Genomic DNA, 17,109 nt, shown 5'->3' on the forward strand with positions numbered 1-17,109 from the left:
GGCGGCTCAGCCGACCCGGGCGCAGAGCCGGTCGGCGCCCGGCAGGCCGTCGCACAGCGCGGCGCGGAAGTCGGCCTCGGCCAGCGGCCGGGCGAACAGATAGCCTTGCATCACCGCGCAGCCGTGGGCCTGCAGCACACGGGCCTGGGCCTCGGTCTCGACCCCTTCGGCCACCAGCGCCATGCCGAGGCTCTGCGCCATGGCGATGATGGCGCGCACGATGGCCGGATCCTGGCCGGTGCCGGCACAGTCCTGCACGAAGGAGCGGTCGATCTTGAGCGTATCGACCGCGAAGCGCTTGAGGTAGGCGAGCGAGGAGTAGCCGGTGCCGAAGTCGTCCACCGCCAGCGACAGGCCCAGCCCGTGCAGGCCCTCCAGCACCTCGGCGGTGGCGCGGGTGTCGCGCATCAGGATCGATTCGGTCACTTCCAGCTCGATCATTTCGGGCGCCACGCCGTGCGCTGCCAAGGTGTCGCGGATGCTCTCGTGCAGGTCCTGCCGGCCGAACTGCAGCGCCGACAGGTTGACTGCGATCGGCACCAGCGGCACGCCGTCCCGACACCAGCGGGCGATGTCTTCGCAGGCGCGCGTGAGCACCCACTGCCCCAGCTGGCCGATCAGGCCCATCTCCTCGATCAGCGGAATGAAGGCCGCCGGCCCGACCACCCCTTCGGTGGGATGGTGCCAGCGCACCAGCGCCTCACCGCCGACGACGCAGCCGCGATCGGCGTCGACCTTGGGTTGATACACCAGGGCGAACTGGTCGCCCTCGAAGGCCTTGCGCAAGGCGCTTTCCATGCTCAGGCGGGCCAGCGCATCGACCTTCATCTGCTCGGTGTAGCACTGGATGGCGTCATTCTCGCCACGCCGACGCAAGGCGCCGAGCGCCATCTCCGCCGACTTGAGCAGCGCTTCGGCGGTGTCGCCATGCTGCGGATAGAAGGCCATGCCGACGCTGAACGATACGGTCAGCGTCTGGCCGTCGAGGTGCACCGGCGTGCCGGCCCGGTCGATCAGCTGACGCAGCTCGGTTTCGATGGCCGCCCGCCCCGACGCACCTTCGATGAACAGGCCGAAGTTGTCGGCGTTGAGGCGGGCCATGCGCGGCGCATCCACCCGGTCGGGCGACAGGCCGTCGTCGACCCGGCCGGTCTGGCCGGCGCCGAGGCGCAGGGCCAGCTCCTGCAAGACCTTGTCGGCCGCGTCCTGGCCGAGGATTTCGTTGATCCGCTTGAAGCGGTCGACATTGATCTGCACCACCGCGCAATGCCCGCCCCGCGCCTGCTCGCGCTGCAGCGCCGACTGCAGCGCTTCGCGGAAGTGCACCCGGTTGGGTAGGCCGGTGAGGTCGTCGAAGTAGGCCAGCTGGCGAATGCGCTGCTCGGCCGCGATACGGTCGGAGATGTCCTGCAAGGTGCCCTGCACCTGCACCACCCGGCCGTTCGCGTCGCACAGCGGCACCGCCATTTCGTGGGCCGTGGACACCTTGCCGTCGGCGCGCAGGATGCGGTATTCAAGGGCATAGCGCTGGCCGTCGCAGACCCCGTCGAGCGATTTGCAGACACGGTCGCGGTCGGCCGGATGCACCCGCTCGATCAGCGCCGTCAGGCCGGTGCCGAAGGAGTCGGGGTGCTCGCCGAACAGCGCGCAGTAGTTGTCGGAGCGGTGGAAGCGATCGGTGTCCAGATCCCACTCCCAGCTGCCGATGCGGGCGATTTCCTGTGCGGCACTCAGATTGCGCTCGCTGCGCACCAGGCTTTCGACCGCATCGGCCGCCCGCAAGGCGTAGCGCACGCGGTGGCGCAGCAAGGTCCAGTTGATCGGCTTGGGGATGAAATCGGTGGCGCCGCTGTCGTAGGCCTGCTCGATCGAGGCGGAGTCCTCCAGGCCGGTGAGCATGATCACCGGCACGCGCACGCCTTGCCGGCGCAGGCGGCGGCAGGTCTCGAAACCGTCGATGCCGGGCATCAGCACATCGAGCAGCACCAGATCGGGCGAGCAGCGGTCGAAACGCAGCAGCCCGGCTTCGCCGTCGGCCGCCTCGTCGACCTGGAAGCCGGCCTCCTCCAGCGCCGCGCAGGCGAGCATGCGCGTCACGTCGTCGTCGTCGATCACCAGCAGCCGCGCCGGGCGCTCATTCTCACTCATCGATCCGATCCTCGTTGGCGGGGGCCTTGTCCAACTGGACGCCCTCGGCGGCCAGCGCCCGGACATAGGCCGCAAAGGCGGCAGGCACGTCGGCCACCTCGCGCAGGTTGGCGACATCTTCGCCGGCCTTGAGCGCGGCGTCGAGGCCACGGGCCGCCCGCGCCAGCCGGGTGGCCCCGACGGCCGCGGCCGCCGACTTCATCTTGTGGGCGAGACGCTGGACGCTCTGGCGATCCTGCTGCGCGACCGCCTCGGCCAGCGCCTCGACCTGCTGGGTGGTTTCGCGCACGAACAGGCCGACCAGCCGCTTGAGCATCGGCGCCGCGCGATCGCCGCGCACCCCGGGCACACCCAGCAACACTCGCATGTCGAGCGCCGGCAACGCATCGGGCGCCGCCTCGGGCGCTCCGGCATCGAGCGGCGCGGTGGCCGCCGGCCCATCGAGCGGCGCGGTCGGCGCCCAGCGCACCAGCGCGTCGCGCAGCCGTTCGCCGGTGACGGGCTTGGTCAGGTAGTCGTCCATGCCGGCCGCCAGGGCGGCGGCACGATCGTCGCGCTGGGCATTGGCGGTCAGCGCCAGGATCGGCACGCGCTCGTTGCCCGGGCTGGCCCGCTCGGCGCGCCGGATCTGGCGGGTAGCTTCGATGCCGTCCATGTCGGGCATCTGGATGTCCATCAGGATCAGGTCGAAGGCGCCTTTGCGGTACATGGCCACGGCCTCGCGGCCGTTGCCGGCCACCGTCACGCGGCAACCGCATTCGCCGAGCAGCGCACACACGATCTCGGCATTGACCAGGTGGTCCTCGGCGAGCAGGACGCGCGCCCGCGAGCGCAGGGTCGTTCGGGCGCCGGCCGGTGCGCGCCCATGCAGGGAGGTTTCGCCGCGCAGCGCCGCGAGCAGATCGCCCGCCAGCACCGGTTTGGGCACGCAGCTGTCGGCCCCGGCCGCCCGCGCGTCTTCCTCGTCGCTGGCCGAGCGCAGCCGGGTCAGCGCAATCAGCCGCCGACCGTCGCGCTGCATCCGGGTCAGCAGGGCGAACCCGTCGCTGTCCGCACCCTGCCGGTCCACCAACAGCACCGGGTACTGCACCTCGCTCGTCGCCAGCGTCGCCGGGCTGTCGTAGCTGTCGGGCGAGTAGCCGAGCGCAGCCAGTTGCTCGACCAGGGCGCTGCGCAAGGCGGCGCTGGCCGCAACCACGGCAACCGGGCCGCCATCGGGCAGCGTCGGCGCCGCCTCGCACAGGGCCGCATCAATGGTGAACCAGAAGCGCGTCCGCTCGCCCGGGACGCTCTCGAAGCGCAGATGCCCGCCCATCAGTTCGACCAGCTGACGCGAAATCGTCAGGCCCAGCCCGGTGCCGCCGAAGCGGCGGGCCATCGAGCTGTCGGCCTGCGAAAAGGCCTGGAACAGCCGCGGCTGCAATTCGGCCGGGATGCCGATGCCGGTGTCGGCCACGCTGCTCGTCAGGCAGACCTTGCCCTCGGCATCGACGCTGGCGTCCAGGTCGATGCGGATATGGCCGGTGTCGGTGAATTTGACCGCGTTGGAGACCAGATTGTTGAGCACCTGGCGGAAGCGGTGGCCGTCGGCACTGACACGCTCGGGCACCCGGCCGGACACCACCACCATCAACTCGACCTCCTTGCGCTGCGCCCGCTCGGCGAACAGCAGCGCCACGTCTTCGACCGCCTGGCGGGGCGAGAACTCGATCTGCTCCAGTTCGAGCTTGCCGGCCTCGATCTTGGAGACGTCGAGCACATCGTTGATCAGGTACAGCAGCGATTCGGCCGAGGCATGCAGGGTGTCGATCAAGCGCACCTGGCGGCCGTTGAGTTCGGTGCCACGCAGCAGCTCGACCATGCCCAGCACGCCGTTCATCGGGGTGCGGATCTCGTGGCTCATGTTGGCCAGGAACAGGCTTTTCGCGCGGTTGGCCGCCTCGGCCTCCTCGCGCGCCGCGTCGGCCTCTTCCTTGGCCTGCGAGAGCTGGCCGGTGCGCACCGCCACGTCCTGCTCGAGGCGGTCGCGGTGGGCGGCCAGCGCCGAGTCGCGCGCCTCGATCTCGGTCAGCATGCTGTTGAAGCCGTCGACCAGTTCGCCGACCTCGTCGCGTGGCCCGGCCGGCGCACGCACGTCGTAGCGGCCGGAATTGCGGACCTCGCGCACCACGCTGGCCAGTTGCACCACCGGCTGGACGATGGAGCGCTCGGCGCGACGCACCAGCAAGGTGGCGACCAAGCCGCCCAGCCCCAGGCCGACCAGGCCCAGCACGAACCACTCGACCATGTCGGCGAACATGCCGGCGAGCGAAATCTCGAGCACCAGGTCGCCCAGGTGCTCACCGTCGTGGAGCACCGGCCAGGCGCGGAAATAGCGCGGGAACTGCCACTCGCCGGTGCTTTCGGCGGGCAGTTGCTGGAGGCGCGCGAAATTGGGCGAGATATTTTCCAGATCGACCGGATAGGTGGCGAACACCTCACCGTTCGCCCGCCGCAGCAAGGCAGCGCGGATCTGTTCGACATGGCGCAGCGAACCGAGCAGGCGCTCCGCACTGCCCACATCTTCGAAGCGCAGCGGCGCGGCGCCGTTCTCGACCACCAGTTCGGCATAGATGTCGGCCTGGTCATGGACGCGGCGCACTTCCTGGCGCAACTCGCTAATACCAATGGCGACAAAGGCCACCACCAGCGCCAGCACGATGCTGACCAGCACGATGCCGCGCAGCTTGCGCCCGAGCGAACGATGGATCACCCGGCCCATGTCAGCTCCCCTCCTGGCCGAGCAGACGCCGCGCCAGCTTGAGCAACTGGGCACTGAGCCGCAGGTTTTGCGTGGCGACGGCCGAGCGGTTGATGTCGAAGCGGATCCGGTCATCCTCGGTGACCAGGCCGATCATGCCGCCGGCCTCGACGAAACCGTCGATATCGCTGACCGTCAGCACCGGCCAGGGCGCCAGATCGCGCAGGATGACGTTGAGCCTGCGCTGCTCCGAGGCGGAAACGAAGACCACCTCGCAGCGTTCGGCCGACTCCGGCGACGACACGGCATGCACCTTGACGTTGTGGCCCTGAGCCTGGCGCGCTTCAAGGCCAGTCAGGTGTGCCCCGAAGGGATCACGACCGAGCACGCAGATATCGATCGCATCGCCGTCGGCCATCGCCCCCTCGGGCCAGGTGACATAGCGGGCAAAGTTGAGCAGGAACACCGCCTTGAGCTGATACTCGGTGGGCGGCGCAGCCCCGGCGGGCTGGGCCAGCACCGCGGCCAGCAGCAGCGGCGCGGCGCGGCGCCAGAAGCCGCCACTCATGCGCACGGCCTCTTGCAGCGCGGCGCGGCGGTCGCGGACATCGACGAAGGGCGACAGACGATAGGCATGCCGATGATCCGCTGCTCAGTCCAGCGCCCACTGGGCGGTGAGATGCACGCTGCGTTCGACATCGCGTGCCGGCGAGGGCATGTACAGCCGACCGAACTCCTCATGACGGGCATTGAGCAGGTTCCGCCCGGTCAGCGCCAGCGTCAGCTTCGGCGAGGCGCGCCAGCCATATTGCAGATCCAGCTCGGTATAGGCGTCCACCGGGGCCCCGTTCGGATCGCGGTAGCCCAGTGCGCCAACATGGCGCAGGACCATATCCAGGGCATGGCCGGGCTGCGGCTTCCAGGTCACGTGGGCGCCCAGCTGGTTGGACGGCACCCGGTCGACATAGAAGGCCAGGGCGTTGTCGGAGAAGGCGCTGCCGGCCGCATCGATGCGCGTGTCCAGGTAGCTGTAACTGAGGCGGGTGCGCCAGCGCGCCGAGGGTTGCCAGTCGAGCGCCATCTCGACGCCCGAGACGGAGGCGCTGCCGTTGAACACCATGGGGCTGTCCACCACGACCCAGCCGCCCGACGCCGAGATTCCCGACACCTGCAAGGTGCGCAGATGCCGGTAGCGCATGTGGAACGCCGTGAGGTCGACATGCAGGGAATTGGACGGCTGCCCGCGGTAGCCGATCTCCAGCGCGCGCATGCGTTCGGCTTTGAGATCCTCGGCACTGGAAATCCGCGCCAGGGTCGGCGGCGTCGCCGACAGCACCGCGGGCGAATACTGCATGTCGTATTCCACCCGTGCCGGCGTACGCGAGGCCGCCGACACCGCGCCCCACACCAGATGCCGCGGCGCCAACTGCCAGGCCAGACGCAGGTTGGGCTGCCATTCGTTGCCGGTCCAGCTGTGGTGCTCGAACTTGAGACCGGCGCTCAGCGTGAGCAGATCCGGCATCAGCGTCACCTCGTCGTGCACGAAGGCGCTGAGCAATCCGAACTGCCGGCGGGATTCTTCCGCCAGGAAAAAACCGCGCCCGGTCACCGCCTGGTCGTGATAGCGCACGCCTGCGCCGACGATCAGGTCGTGCGGCCCGGTCGAAAACCGGTATTGCCCGTCCAGATCCAGCGTGCTGCGGCGCTCGCCGAGCAAATCGCCAACCTGGCTATCGACATACTGGAAGCTGCCTTGCAAGGCCCATTCGCGGCCGTGGTCCAGCGCGCGGTTGAGTCGCATCGTGAGCCCGACCCCTTCGTCGTGCTGGGTGAAGCGGGTCGGGTTCAGCAGGGTCGCGGTAGTGATGTCCGGCACATTCCACAGGTCGCGACTGTCGTTGCGATAGACCTCGCCGATCACGCTCAGCTCGCCCACGTCGCCGAGGAATTTCTCCAGGCGCAGGCCCAGCCGATGGGTGCGCCAGCCGTCTTCGCCCGGATCGCCATTGACCTGCCGCGAATCATCGCGGCTGCGGCCCTGGTAGCTCACCCGGTAATGCCCGCCCTCCAGCGTCGCGCCATGGCGGGCATACACCAGGGCACGATCCTCGGAGCCCACCGTCACCCGAGCCGCGTCGCCCTGCGTGGCGCGCGCCCAGCGGGTGATGATATTGACGATGCCGTTGACCGCGTTGGCGCCCCACATGGCGGCACCGGGGCCGCGAATCACCTCGATGCGGTCCACCTCGGCCAGCGGGATGTCCAGCGCCTCCCAGTAAGTGCCCGAAAACAGCGGCGAATACACCGTCCGCCCATCGACCATCACCAGCAGGCTGTTGGAAAAGCGCCCGTTGAAACCGCGCACCGAGACTGCCCAGCGGTTGTTGCCGATGGCCGCCACCTGCACGCCGGGCACCAGGCGCAGCGCGTCGGGCAGGGTGGTGACGCCCATGCGGGCGATGTCCTCGGCCGAAACCACATGCACCGCAGCGGCCACATCGCCGATTTCCTGCCGCTTGCGGGCGACGGTGATGACTTCCTGCGCCACCAGTTCGCCCAGCGAAAAATCGAGCGGATCGGTCTGCGCCATGGCATCGATCTGGCCAAGGAACAGCGCAGCCAGGACAAGTCGGCGCAATCGCATGTCAGCCCCCCTCAGTCAAGGTGGTCGTTGTTCTCGAATCCATTGCGGCGCAACAAACGCCGGGCACAGCCCTCCCCTGGCCATGCTCTTGTCACTAACGGCATATGACGGGCCGTCTTGAGCCGCGGATTGCCACGGCGCACAAGTCTCGGCCCGCATAGGTCGGAGTGTCGCGCATCGGCTACAATTCCGGGCTACTTTTCTTTGATCGCTCGCCCTGCCATGTCCCGCGCCGAAAACTCCTACACTCCCCGCAGCACGCACTTCATCAGCAACCTGATCGAAGCCGATCGCCAAAACGGCAAATGGGGCGGGCGCGTCGAAACCCGCTTTCCGCCCGAACCCAACGGGTATCTCCATTATGGACACGCAAAATCCATCTGTCTTAACTTCGGCATTGCCGAAGCCTTTGGCGGCGCCTGCCATCTGCGCTTCGACGACACCAACCCGACCAAGGAAGAGCAGGAATATGTCGACGCCATCATCGAATCGGTGCAATGGCTGGGCTACGACTGGGGCGAACACCTCTATTTCGCCTCGGACTATTTCGACACCATGGCGGCCTGTGCCGAATCCCTGATCCGCGCCGGCAAGGCCTATGTGGACTCCCTCTCCGCCGAAGACATGCGCGCCTACCGCGGCACGCTGACCGAGCCGGGCAAGGACAGCCCCTTCCGCACCCGCAGCATCGAGGAAAACCTCGACCTGTTCGCGCGCATGAAGGCCGGCGAATTCCCCGACGGCACGCACATCCTGCGCGCCAAGATCGACATGGCCTCGCCCAACATCAACCTGCGCGACCCGGCCATCTACCGCATCCGCCATGCCCACCACCACCGCACCGGCGATCGCTGGTGCGTGTACCCGATGTACACCTTCGCCCACCCCATCGAGGACGCGATCGAGAACATCACCCACTCGCTGTGCACCCTCGAATTCGAAGACCAGCGCCCCTTCTACGACTGGCTGCTCGAGCAGCTGGCCGAAGCCGGCTTCTTCCCGCGCCCGCTGCCGCGCCAGATCGAGTTCGCCCGCCTCAACCTGACCTACGTGGTGCTGTCCAAGCGCAAGCTGGTGCAGCTGGTCACCGAAGGCCATGTCGACGGCTGGGACGATCCGCGCATGCCGACCCTGGTCGGCGCCCGCCGGCGCGGCTTCACGCCCGAGGGCTTCCGCCTGTTCGCCGAGCGCGCCGGGGTGTCCAAGTCCGACGGCTGGATCGACATGAGCGTGCTCGAAGAGTGCATGCGCGAGCATCTCAACGACTCGGCCGAGCGCCGCGTGGCCGTGCTCGACCCGCTCCGGCTAATCATCACCAACTACCCCGAAGGCCAGAGCGAGCAGTGCTTCGCCCCCAACCACCCGCTCAAGCCCGAGCTGGGTTCGCGTGAAATGCCGCTCTCGCGCGAGCTGTGGATCGAGCGCGAAGACTTCATGGAAACCCCGGTCAAGGGCTTCCGCCGCCTCTTCCCCGGCAACAAGGTGCGCCTGCGCTACGGCTACGTGGTCGAGTGCACGGGCTGCGAGAAGGATGCCGAGGGCAATGTGATCGCCGTCACCTGCGAATACTTCCCCGACTCCAAGTCCGGCACGCCGGGCGCCGACACCTACAAGGTCAAGGGCAACCTGCACTGGGTCAGCGTGGCGCACGCCTGCCAGGCCGAAGTGCGCCTCTACGACCGCCTGTTCGCCCATCCGCAGCCCGGCCAGCGCCGCGAGGGCGACGCGCCCGAGTTCGAGCGCGACTTCCTCGACGACATCAACCCGGACGCCAAGCGCTGCCTCGTCGCCCAGCTCGAACCCGCGCTGGCGCAGGTGGCGCCCGAATCGCGCTATCAGTTCGAACGCCACGGCTACTTCGTCGCCGACCGGGTCGACAGCCGGCCCGGTGCGCCCGTGTTCAACCGCACGGTAACGCTCAAGGATTCGTGGCAGAAGTCGAATAGCTAAGGCATATTGCGGGCTTCCGAGCGCCTGCCCCTCCGTCCGACCGCCTGCGACCGACCCCATGACGACGAAAGCCCGCACCCTCTACGACATCCTGCAACTGAGCCCCAAGGCGGAACCGGCGATGATCAAGGCCGCGCATGTGCTGCTGTCGCGCCGCCTCGAGGCGCAGGGCGACACCGCCGCCCTGCGCCTGCTCAACGACGCCTTCGCCACGCTCAACGACCCCACGACACGCGCCGCCTACGACGAACGCATCGCCGAGCTGCCCCCCCCGTTGCCGCCCGTCGCCCGCCCGGCCGCCGGCAAGCCGATGTGGAGCCGCGTGCTGACGATGGTGCTGGCGCTGGCGGTCGGCTATGTCGCCGCCGCCATGTGGCACCAGCGCGCGCTGACGGCGATGGTGCTCGACCACCAGGCCGCGCTGGCCGACAAGCAGGCCGAACTGACACGCGTGCAGATGGAGCAGGTCGAACGCCGGCAAGCGGCCAGCCAGGAGCGCTACGCCACGCGCGAAGAACAACGCGCCAAGGAGCGCCAGGCCCAGCAGGAGGCACGCGAGCTGGCCGCCCTGCGCAACCGGCTCGACCGCGACGCCTCCGACTACCAGCGCACCAAGACCCGCGAAGAGCAGCAGCGCGAACGCGAGGCACAGCGGCGTGTCGAGCAGGAGCGCGCGGCGCGCGCCGCCGAGGCCGAACGCAACGCCATGCTCGCCGAGCGCCGGCTGGCCGAGGAAAAGCGCGAGCTCGACCGCCTCTACCGCGAGAAGTACCCGCAATACCGCTGAAGCGCACCGGGGCCGCGCGCCCCGGCCCGCCACACGGCGCGGCGGCACGGTTGCACCGGCCATCGATCGGGCGGATCATTAGCCCTTTTGAATACACAGCCACCCCGCCATGCGCGCCCGCCGCCTGCTCATCGCCCTGTGCCTCATTGCCGCCGCCGGCGCCGCCGTCTGGTGGATCAAACGCCCCACGCCGATTCCCGTCGCCCTCGCCACGGTTGAGCGCGGCCGGGTCGAGGCCACCGTGTCCAACACCCGCGCCGGCGAGATCGAGGCCTGCCAGCGCGCCAAGCTGTCGACCATCGCCGGCGGGCGCATCGACTACCTCGGCGTCAAGGAAGGCGACAAGGTGCAGGCCGGCCAAGTGCTGATGCGCCTGTGGAACGAGGACCAGAACGCCCAGATCGAGGTCGCCCAGCGTCAGCTCGACACCGTCCGGCGCCGCGTCGCCGAAGCCTGCACCGTGGCCACCAACGCGCGCCGCGAGGCCACCCGTCAAAGCGCCTTGCGGGCGCAGGGCTTCGTCTCCGAGTCGGCCGAGGAAAAGGCCCGCACCGAGGCCGAGGCACGCGAAGCCGCCTGCCGCACGAGCCAGGCCGACGTGGCCGCCGCCCAGGCGCAGCTCGACGCGGCGCGGGCCAACACCGCGCGCACCGTGCTGGTCGCCCCCTTCGACGGCACCGTGGCGAAGATCGTCGGCGAGTTGGGCGAGTACTCCACCCCCTCGCCGCCGGGCGTGCCCACGCCGCCGGCGATCGACCTGATCGACGAGCGCTGCCTGTATGTGAAGGCGCCCATGGACGAGGTCGACGCGCCCAAGATCCACGCCGGCCAGCCGGTGCGCATCACCCTCGATGCGCTGCCCGGCCAGGTCTTCGCCGGCCATGTGCGGCGCGTGGCGCCCTATGTGTTCGCTGTCGAAAAGCAGGCGCGCACGGTCGACGTGGAGGTCGACTTCGACCATCCCGAAGAAGCGCGCGGCCTGCTGGTCGGCTACAGCGCCGATGCCGAAGTTATCCTGCAGGTGCGCGACGACGTGCTGCGCGTGCCCACCGCGGCGCTGCGCAGCAGCGGCGACGTGCTGCGCTATGACGCGGCCAGCGGCACCCTCGTCGCCCAGCCGGTCAAGACCGGCATCGCCAACTGGGAGCAGACCGAAATCACCGACGGCCTCGAGGAAGGCGACCGTATCGTCACCTCGCTCGAGCGCGAGGGCATCGCCGAAGGCGCCGCGGTAGCGCCCGACGCCGACATGACGCAATAGCGCCCCATGGCCCAGATCGAACTGGACAAAATCCAGCGCATCTTCCAGCTCGGCGACAGTGAAGTGCACGCCCTGCAGGATGTCTCGCTGCGCATCGAGGCGGGCGAATACGTGTCGGTGATGGGCCCCTCGGGCTCCGGCAAATCCACCCTGCTCAACCTCCTCGGTCTGCTCGACCGGCCCAATGACGGCACCTACCGACTCGAAGGCCGCGACGTGACCACGCTCGGCCCCGACGACCAGGCCCGGGTGCGGCGCGAGCGCATCGGCTTCGTCTTCCAGAGCTTCCACCTGGTGCCGCGCCTGACCGCCGAAGAAAACATCGCCCTGCCCCTGCTGCTGGCCGGCATCGCACCGGCGGAGCGCAAGACGCGCGTCGCGCAGGCCCTGAGCGACTTCGGCCTGGGCACGCGCGGCGATCACCGCCCCGACCAGCTCTCCGGCGGCCAACGCCAGCGCGTCGCCATTGCCCGCGCCACCATCATGCAACCGGCCATGCTGCTGGCCGACGAGCCCACCGGCAACCTCGACCGCGCCACCGGCGAGGATGTCACCGCCCTGCTCGAAACCCTCAACGGCCGCGGCGTGACGCTGATCGTGGTGACGCACGACCCGCACATGGGCGAGCGCGCGCATCGCCGGATCCGCATGGAAGACGGCCGCATCCAGTCGGACACGCAGCGATGATGCGCAGCCGCGACATCCTCGCCTTCGCCACCCGCGCGGCCACCGCCACGCCGCTGCGCACCGCGTTGATGATGTTGGCCATGGCCATCGGCGTGGCCGCCGTGGTGCTGCTCACCGCGCTCGGCGACGGCGCCCGCCGCTATGTGGTGCGCGAGTTCTCGGCCCTGGGCAGCAGCCTGATCATCGTCCTGCCCGGGCGCACCGAGACCGGCGGTCTCGGCGCCGGCAGCTTCGTCACCAACACCCCGCGCGATCTCACCGTCGATGATGCCGCCGCCCTGCAGCGCTCCGGCCTGATCACCCGGGTCGCGCCGCTGGTGGTGGGCAACTCCGAGATCGCCTACGGCGGCCGGCTGCGCGAGGTGGTGGTAGTCGGCTCCAGCACCGCCTTCGCCGAGATCCGCAATTTCACGACCGCGCAGGGCCGCTTCCTGCCCGAAGAAGACTGGCGGCGCGGCTCGGCGGTGGCGGTCATCGGCGCCACGCTCGACAAGGAGTTGTTCGGCACCGAGCCGGCGCTGGGCAAGATGATCCGGGTCGGCGATAGGCGCTACCGCGTGATCGGCGTGCTCGCCGCCTCGGGCTCGGGCCTGGGCATGAACGCCGACGAGTTGGTGATCGTACCGGTGGCCGCGGCCCAGGCGCTGTTCAACGCCTCCAGCCTGTTCCGCATCTTCGCCGAGGCGCGCAACCGCGACGCCGTGCCGGCCGCCAAGGACCAGATCCTCGACATCCTCAAGGCGCGCCATGACGGCGAGGAGGACGTGACCCTGATCACCCAGGACGCGGTGCTCGGCACCTTCGACCGCATCCTCGGCGCGCTGACCCTGGCGGTGGCCGGCATCGCCGCCATCAGCCTGGCCGTGGCCGGCATTCTGGTGATGAACGTGATGCTGGTGGCCGTCACCCAGCGCACCAGCGAGATCGGCCTGCTCAAGGCGCTGGGCGCCACCGGCCGGGCGATCCGGCTGATGTTCCTGACCGAAGCGGCGCTGCTGTCGATTGCCGGCGCGCTGGCCGGGCTGCTGCTCGGCCATCTCGGCGCCTGGGGCCTGCGCCTGGCCTTTCCGGTGCTGCCGGCCTACCCGCCCGACTGGGCGATCCTCGCCGGGCTGGGCACCGCGATTGTCACCGGCGTGCTGTTCGGCGTGATGCCGGCGCGCCATGCGGCCACCCTCGACCCGGTCGACGCGCTGGCCAAGCGATGAACGCGCGCGACTTCCTCACCCTCTCGGCGCGCGCCCTGCTCGCCCAGCGCCTGCGCAGCGCGCTGACCCTACTCGGCATTGCCGTGGGCATCGCCGCGGTGATCCTGCTGACCTCGATCGGCGAAGGCATCCACCAGTTCGTACTGGCCGAATTCACCCAGTTCGGCACCAATGTGATCGGCGTAACGCCCGGCAAAAAAGGCGCGCGCGGCGGCCCCCCGGGCCTGCCCAGCACCTCGCGCCCGCTCACCCTGGCCGACGCCGGCGCGCTGGCGCGGGTGCCCGGCGTGACCGCGGTGACGCCGGTGGTGTGGGGCAACTCGGAGATCGAAGGCAACGGCCGGGTACGCCGTACCTCGGTGTATGGCGTCGGCCCGGCCATGGTGCAGGCCTTCACCATGCAGGTGAACAGCGGCCAGTTCCTGCCCGACGACAATGTCGACCAGGCGCGCGCCCTGGTGGTGCTCGGCGCCACCCTCAAGCGCGAGCTGTTCGGCAACGACAACGCGCTGGGCCAACGCATCCGCATCGGCGGCGAGCGCTTCCGCGTGATCGGCGTGATGGAGCCCAAGGGCCAGTTTCTCGGCACCGATCTGGACGACACCGCCTACATCCCCGCCGGCCGCGCGCTGTCGCTGTACAACCGCGAGGGGCTGATGGAGATCGATGTCTCTTACCGCGAAGGCGTCTCCGCCGACCAGGTCGGCGACGGCGTCAAGCGGCTGCTGATCGCCCGCCACGGGCGCGAGGATTTCGCGCTGACCACCCAGGCCGACATGCTCGAGAGCCTGTCCAACATCCTCGACATCCTCACCGCCGCGGTCGGCGCGCTGGGCGGCATCTCGCTGCTGGTGGGCGGGGTCGGCATCGTCACCATCATGACCATCGCGGTGACCGAGCGCACCGGCGAGATCGGCCTGCTGGTCGCGCTCGGCGCACGCCGACGCACCATCCTCGCGCTGTTTCTCGGCGAGGCGGTGGCCCTGGCCGCAGTCGGCGGCCTGATCGGCCTGCTCGCCGGCGCCGCACTGGCGCAGCTGGTCGGCCTGCTGGTGCCGGCGCTGCCGGTACATACGCCCTGGGAATTCGCGGTACTGGCCGAAATTTCAGCCGTGCTCATCGGCCTGGCCGCCGGCGTGCTGCCGGCACGCAAGGCGACGCGGCTAGATCCGGTGGAGGCGTTGAGAGCGGAGTGAATCCGCGCCATCCGGGCGGAAACCGCGATGCACAAGGTTCAGACGGGTGGCGAGAATATCCGCCGGCGATACAGGCGGGCGATCCGATGCATCATGCCGATGCGCGCAAGGGCGTCGGCATACCAGCTGATTTCAAGGTCGCGGAACATGAAGCGCGCGTGCAAGTCGCCTGACTCGGGCCGCTTGCACAGCAGGTGCAAGCGCACACCGGCGCCTCGCGCAATCCCCGCCTCGATGAGCGTATTGAGGTTGTTCGCGGAGACATCGGCGAGCACAAATTGAGCACGCCGGATGCGTTCGACGATCTCCTGCTGTGCATGCTGTCCGGCCAGCCGCTGCCCCAGCAGGCACTGCATGCCAGTCACCTGCTCCATGAGGTTGACCGCTCGGTCGATCTCGCCCCCCGCCTCGCGCAACGACGTCGCGAAGAAGCTGTAGGCCGGACGCGGCGACGGCACATAAGCTTCGTCCAGCAACGCCACGGAGGCGGCGAGCCCGGCGGCGGCATCTCCATTCGGGAGCGGTTGCAGCCTGGCGCCAAGCGCGCTGCCGACCAGGTCGGCGTCGAGCTCGACGCCGTCGGCAGCAAACAGCAGATAGGGACGGCCGAGCGACCGGGCCAGCTTGATCTCGTTCACAATCCACTTCGATGTGAAACCATGGGCCGCGTCGTCGCGAAAAGGCAGCACCCCCACCAATGCGCCGCAGCTATCGATGATGCAACGCACCCGGTCCTCGCCATCAAAGACCGCGAAATCGGGCGAGTCGCCCACCAGTCGATAGCCACATTGCCCAATCAGTGCAGCACTGACCCGGTCTGCAGCCGCCAGATCGTCGGCGTGCCAGGAACGACTGAGATAAACGTCGGCATCACCATGTACCCAGGGCACCGGCTCGGGCACCAGCGCCTCAAGCAGGGCAGCCCCCACCTCGGCTGTCAGCGCCGGCATCTCGAGAAACCGCGCGTTGGCCAGGAAGGTCGGCACTGGCGCGTCATCCAGGTGCAATGCAATCAGGCGGTATCGTCGGTCGGCCCGGCGCGCCTGCAGCGCGGCGTTGTACTCGTCCTCGCACCAGCTTGACGCATTCCAGTGCTTGGAAACACAGAAGACCGCCGCCCGAGCACTCTCAAGCCCCTTCGGCAGCGCGGCAGCCAAACGGTCACCCGCCGTCAGCCGACTCGCGTCCCACCATACGCGCAAGCCTGCGACATCCTGAAGCCAACGGACCAATGGCTCCACCACGTTGCCATCGCCATGCGAATAGCTGATGAAGACGTCATTCGGCCGCTTGTTGTAAGGCAACCCGCTCACGCGCCTCCCTGGGCGATCCCCCGCTCACTGCCTCTCCCAGTATAGGCAGCGCAGGCGTCACGCAGAGAATCTCCGGCGGATCCGGGGACCTGCAATCCGTCCTAGAACCGTTCGTTCGGCCGCAGATACCGCCACTGCCCCTGCGGCAGATCCCCGAGCATCACCTGGCCGATGCGCACCCGCTTGAGGCCGACCACCTTCAGGCCGACCAGCTCGCACATGCGGCGGATCTGGCGTTTGCGCCCCTCGCGCAGGGTGAAGCTGAGCTGGTCGTCGTTCTGCCAGCGTACTTTTGCCGGGCGCAGCTGCTTGCCGTCGAGGCTCAGGCCGTGGTTGAGCAGGGCCAGGCCCTCGGCCGACAGCGTGCCGGCCACACGCACCAGGTATTCCTTATCCACCTCGGAATCGTCACCGATGAGCTGGCGCGCGATGCGTCCGTCCTGGGTGAGGATCAGCAGGCCGGTGGAGTCGATGTCGAGCCGGCCGGCGGGGGCCAGGCCCTTGAGATGGTCGCGCGCGAACTTGCCGCCGCCGAAGAGGCGGTCGGGGGTGATCAGCGTGACGGCCGCCTGGTGGCCGTCTTCGGGCTGGCCGGAGACATAGCCGATCGGTTTGTGCAGCACGATGGTGACGCGTTCGGCCTGCTTGGCTGCGCCGCGTTTGTCGAGGGTGATGGTGGCGTCCGGCGCAATGCGGGTGCCCAGTTCGCTCACCCGCTGGCCATCGACGAAGACCCACCCGCGCTCGATCAGGGCATCGGCCTCGCGGCGCGAGCACAGGCCGCGCTCGGCCATGACCTTGGACAGGCGCACGCCTTCGGGCGCCGGTTTGGCGGCTACGGGTGCCACGGCGGGTGCGGGCTGCGGCGTCGTGCGCAGGACGGTGCCCGGTGCCAGGGTGATGGCGGCGTCGGGCGAGATGCGCGTGCCCAGTTCGCTGATCTGGCGCCCATCGACGAAGACCGCGCCACGGGCGATCAGCGCGTCGGCCTCGCGCCGGTTGCACATGCCGCGCTCGACCATCACCTTGGACAGGCGCACACCCTCGGCGGCCGGCGCCGCACCCGGCACCGCGGCGGGGGCGCGCTGCAGGCGGCGTCGGGGGGTGTCGTCGGAGGACGGGGCGGGCGGTCGGCGGGTCGGTTTCATGGCGGCGCAAACAGGGGCAATCGCGCA

General features: G+C 69.2%; 12 protein-coding genes. 6 read left to right on the forward strand and 6 right to left on the reverse strand.

All coding sequences use genetic code 11. The features are described 5' to 3' along the window. Window positions 1-6: 6 nt before the first annotated feature. The 4 genes from I8J34_RS12890 to I8J34_RS12905 form a co-directional block, all read right to left on the reverse strand. The gene (locus I8J34_RS12890; RefSeq protein WP_214361856.1) at window positions 7-2,148 is read right to left on the reverse strand and encodes a putative bifunctional diguanylate cyclase/phosphodiesterase; all 2,142 of its coding nucleotides are present in this window, start codon (window positions 2,146-2,148) and stop codon (window positions 7-9) included. Next, on the reverse strand, window positions 2,141-4,909 hold the full coding sequence (locus tag I8J34_RS12895) for a hybrid sensor histidine kinase/response regulator (protein WP_214361858.1): 2,769 nt from the start codon (window positions 4,907-4,909) through the stop codon (window positions 2,141-2,143). Before I8J34_RS12895 ends, I8J34_RS12890 begins: the two co-directional genes overlap by 8 nt. A 1-nt stretch (window position 4,910) precedes the next feature. Continuing rightward, window positions 4,911-5,456, reverse strand: coding sequence for a TOL_0243 family YfiR-like periplasmic protein (locus I8J34_RS12900; RefSeq protein ID WP_214361860.1), 546 nt, complete (start codon window positions 5,454-5,456; stop codon window positions 4,911-4,913). 84 nt (window positions 5,457-5,540) lie between these two features. Beyond that, the gene (locus tag I8J34_RS12905; protein ID WP_214361861.1) at window positions 5,541-7,526 is read right to left on the reverse strand and encodes a TonB-dependent receptor plug domain-containing protein; all 1,986 of its coding nucleotides are present in this window, start codon (window positions 7,524-7,526) and stop codon (window positions 5,541-5,543) included. Window positions 7,527-7,754: 228 nt separating this feature from the next. Here I8J34_RS12905 and I8J34_RS12910 point away from each other — a divergent pair, with 228 nt between their 5' ends. The 6 genes from I8J34_RS12910 (at window position 7,755) to I8J34_RS12935 (ending at window position 14,621) form a co-directional block, all read left to right on the forward strand. Continuing rightward, window positions 7,755-9,482, forward strand: a complete 1,728-nt coding sequence (locus tag I8J34_RS12910) for a glutamine--tRNA ligase/YqeY domain fusion protein (RefSeq protein WP_214361863.1) — start codon at window positions 7,755-7,757, stop codon at window positions 9,480-9,482. Between the two features lie 58 nt (window positions 9,483-9,540). Then, window positions 9,541-10,269 (forward strand): J domain-containing protein, encoded by a 729-nt coding sequence (locus I8J34_RS12915; protein ID WP_214361864.1) that lies wholly within the window; start codon window positions 9,541-9,543, stop codon window positions 10,267-10,269. A 109-nt stretch (window positions 10,270-10,378) separates the two neighbouring features. Further along, the gene (locus I8J34_RS12920) at window positions 10,379-11,530 is read left to right on the forward strand and encodes an efflux RND transporter periplasmic adaptor subunit (protein ID WP_214361866.1); all 1,152 of its coding nucleotides are present in this window, start codon (window positions 10,379-10,381) and stop codon (window positions 11,528-11,530) included. A 6-nt stretch (window positions 11,531-11,536) separates the two neighbouring features. Further along, a complete protein-coding gene (locus I8J34_RS12925; protein ID WP_214361867.1) occupies window positions 11,537-12,217 on the forward strand; it encodes an ABC transporter ATP-binding protein in 681 nt (226 codons plus the stop codon). Beyond that, window positions 12,217-13,425 carry an ABC transporter permease gene (locus tag I8J34_RS12930; RefSeq protein WP_214361938.1) on the forward strand — a complete coding sequence of 403 codons (1,209 nt, stop codon included), beginning with the start codon at window positions 12,217-12,219 and terminating at the stop codon, window positions 13,423-13,425. Before I8J34_RS12925 ends, I8J34_RS12930 begins: the two co-directional genes overlap by 1 nt. Further along, a complete protein-coding gene (locus tag I8J34_RS12935) occupies window positions 13,422-14,621 on the forward strand; it encodes an ABC transporter permease (RefSeq protein ID WP_214361871.1) in 1,200 nt (399 codons plus the stop codon). Before I8J34_RS12930 ends, I8J34_RS12935 begins: the two co-directional genes overlap by 4 nt. Before the next feature lie 38 nt (window positions 14,622-14,659). On the opposite strand, the gene I8J34_RS12940 is transcribed toward I8J34_RS12935, so the two are convergent. Together I8J34_RS12940 and I8J34_RS12945 are read right to left on the reverse strand one after the other, a co-directional pair. Beyond that, a complete protein-coding gene (locus I8J34_RS12940; RefSeq protein WP_214361873.1) occupies window positions 14,660-15,925 on the reverse strand; it encodes a toll/interleukin-1 receptor domain-containing protein in 1,266 nt (421 codons plus the stop codon). A 110-nt stretch (window positions 15,926-16,035) separates the two neighbouring features. Then, complete coding sequence (locus I8J34_RS12945) at window positions 16,036-17,082, reverse strand: pseudouridine synthase (protein WP_230411822.1); 1,047 nt, start codon at window positions 17,080-17,082, stop codon at window positions 16,036-16,038. Window positions 17,083-17,109 lie beyond the last annotated feature (27 nt).

The organism is Denitromonas iodatirespirans (assembly GCF_018524365.1).
Taxonomy (GTDB): Bacteria; Pseudomonadota; Gammaproteobacteria; order Burkholderiales; family Rhodocyclaceae; genus Nitrogeniibacter; species Nitrogeniibacter iodatirespirans.

Coding starts and splice junctions, on each gene's coding strand:
- I8J34_RS12890 (WP_214361856.1), bottom strand. CDS start 2,148: ATGAGTGAGAATGAGCGCCCGGCGCGGCTGCTGGTGATCGACGACGAC.
- I8J34_RS12895 (WP_214361858.1), bottom strand. CDS start 4,909: ATGGGCCGGGTGATCCATCGTTCGCTCGGGCGCAAGCTGCGCGGCATC.
- I8J34_RS12900 (WP_214361860.1), bottom strand. CDS start 5,456: ATGAGTGGCGGCTTCTGGCGCCGCGCCGCGCCGCTGCTGCTGGCCGCG.
- I8J34_RS12910 (WP_214361863.1), top strand. CDS start 7,755: ATGTCCCGCGCCGAAAACTCCTACACTCCCCGCAGCACGCACTTCATC.
- I8J34_RS12915 (WP_214361864.1), top strand. CDS start 9,541: ATGACGACGAAAGCCCGCACCCTCTACGACATCCTGCAACTGAGCCCC.
- I8J34_RS12920 (WP_214361866.1), top strand. CDS start 10,379: ATGCGCGCCCGCCGCCTGCTCATCGCCCTGTGCCTCATTGCCGCCGCC.
- I8J34_RS12925 (WP_214361867.1), top strand. CDS start 11,537: ATGGCCCAGATCGAACTGGACAAAATCCAGCGCATCTTCCAGCTCGGC.
- I8J34_RS12930 (WP_214361938.1), top strand. CDS start 12,217: ATGCGCAGCCGCGACATCCTCGCCTTCGCCACCCGCGCGGCCACCGCC.
- I8J34_RS12935 (WP_214361871.1), top strand. CDS start 13,422: ATGAACGCGCGCGACTTCCTCACCCTCTCGGCGCGCGCCCTGCTCGCC.
- I8J34_RS12945 (WP_230411822.1), bottom strand. CDS start 17,082: ATGAAACCGACCCGCCGACCGCCCGCCCCGTCCTCCGACGACACCCCC.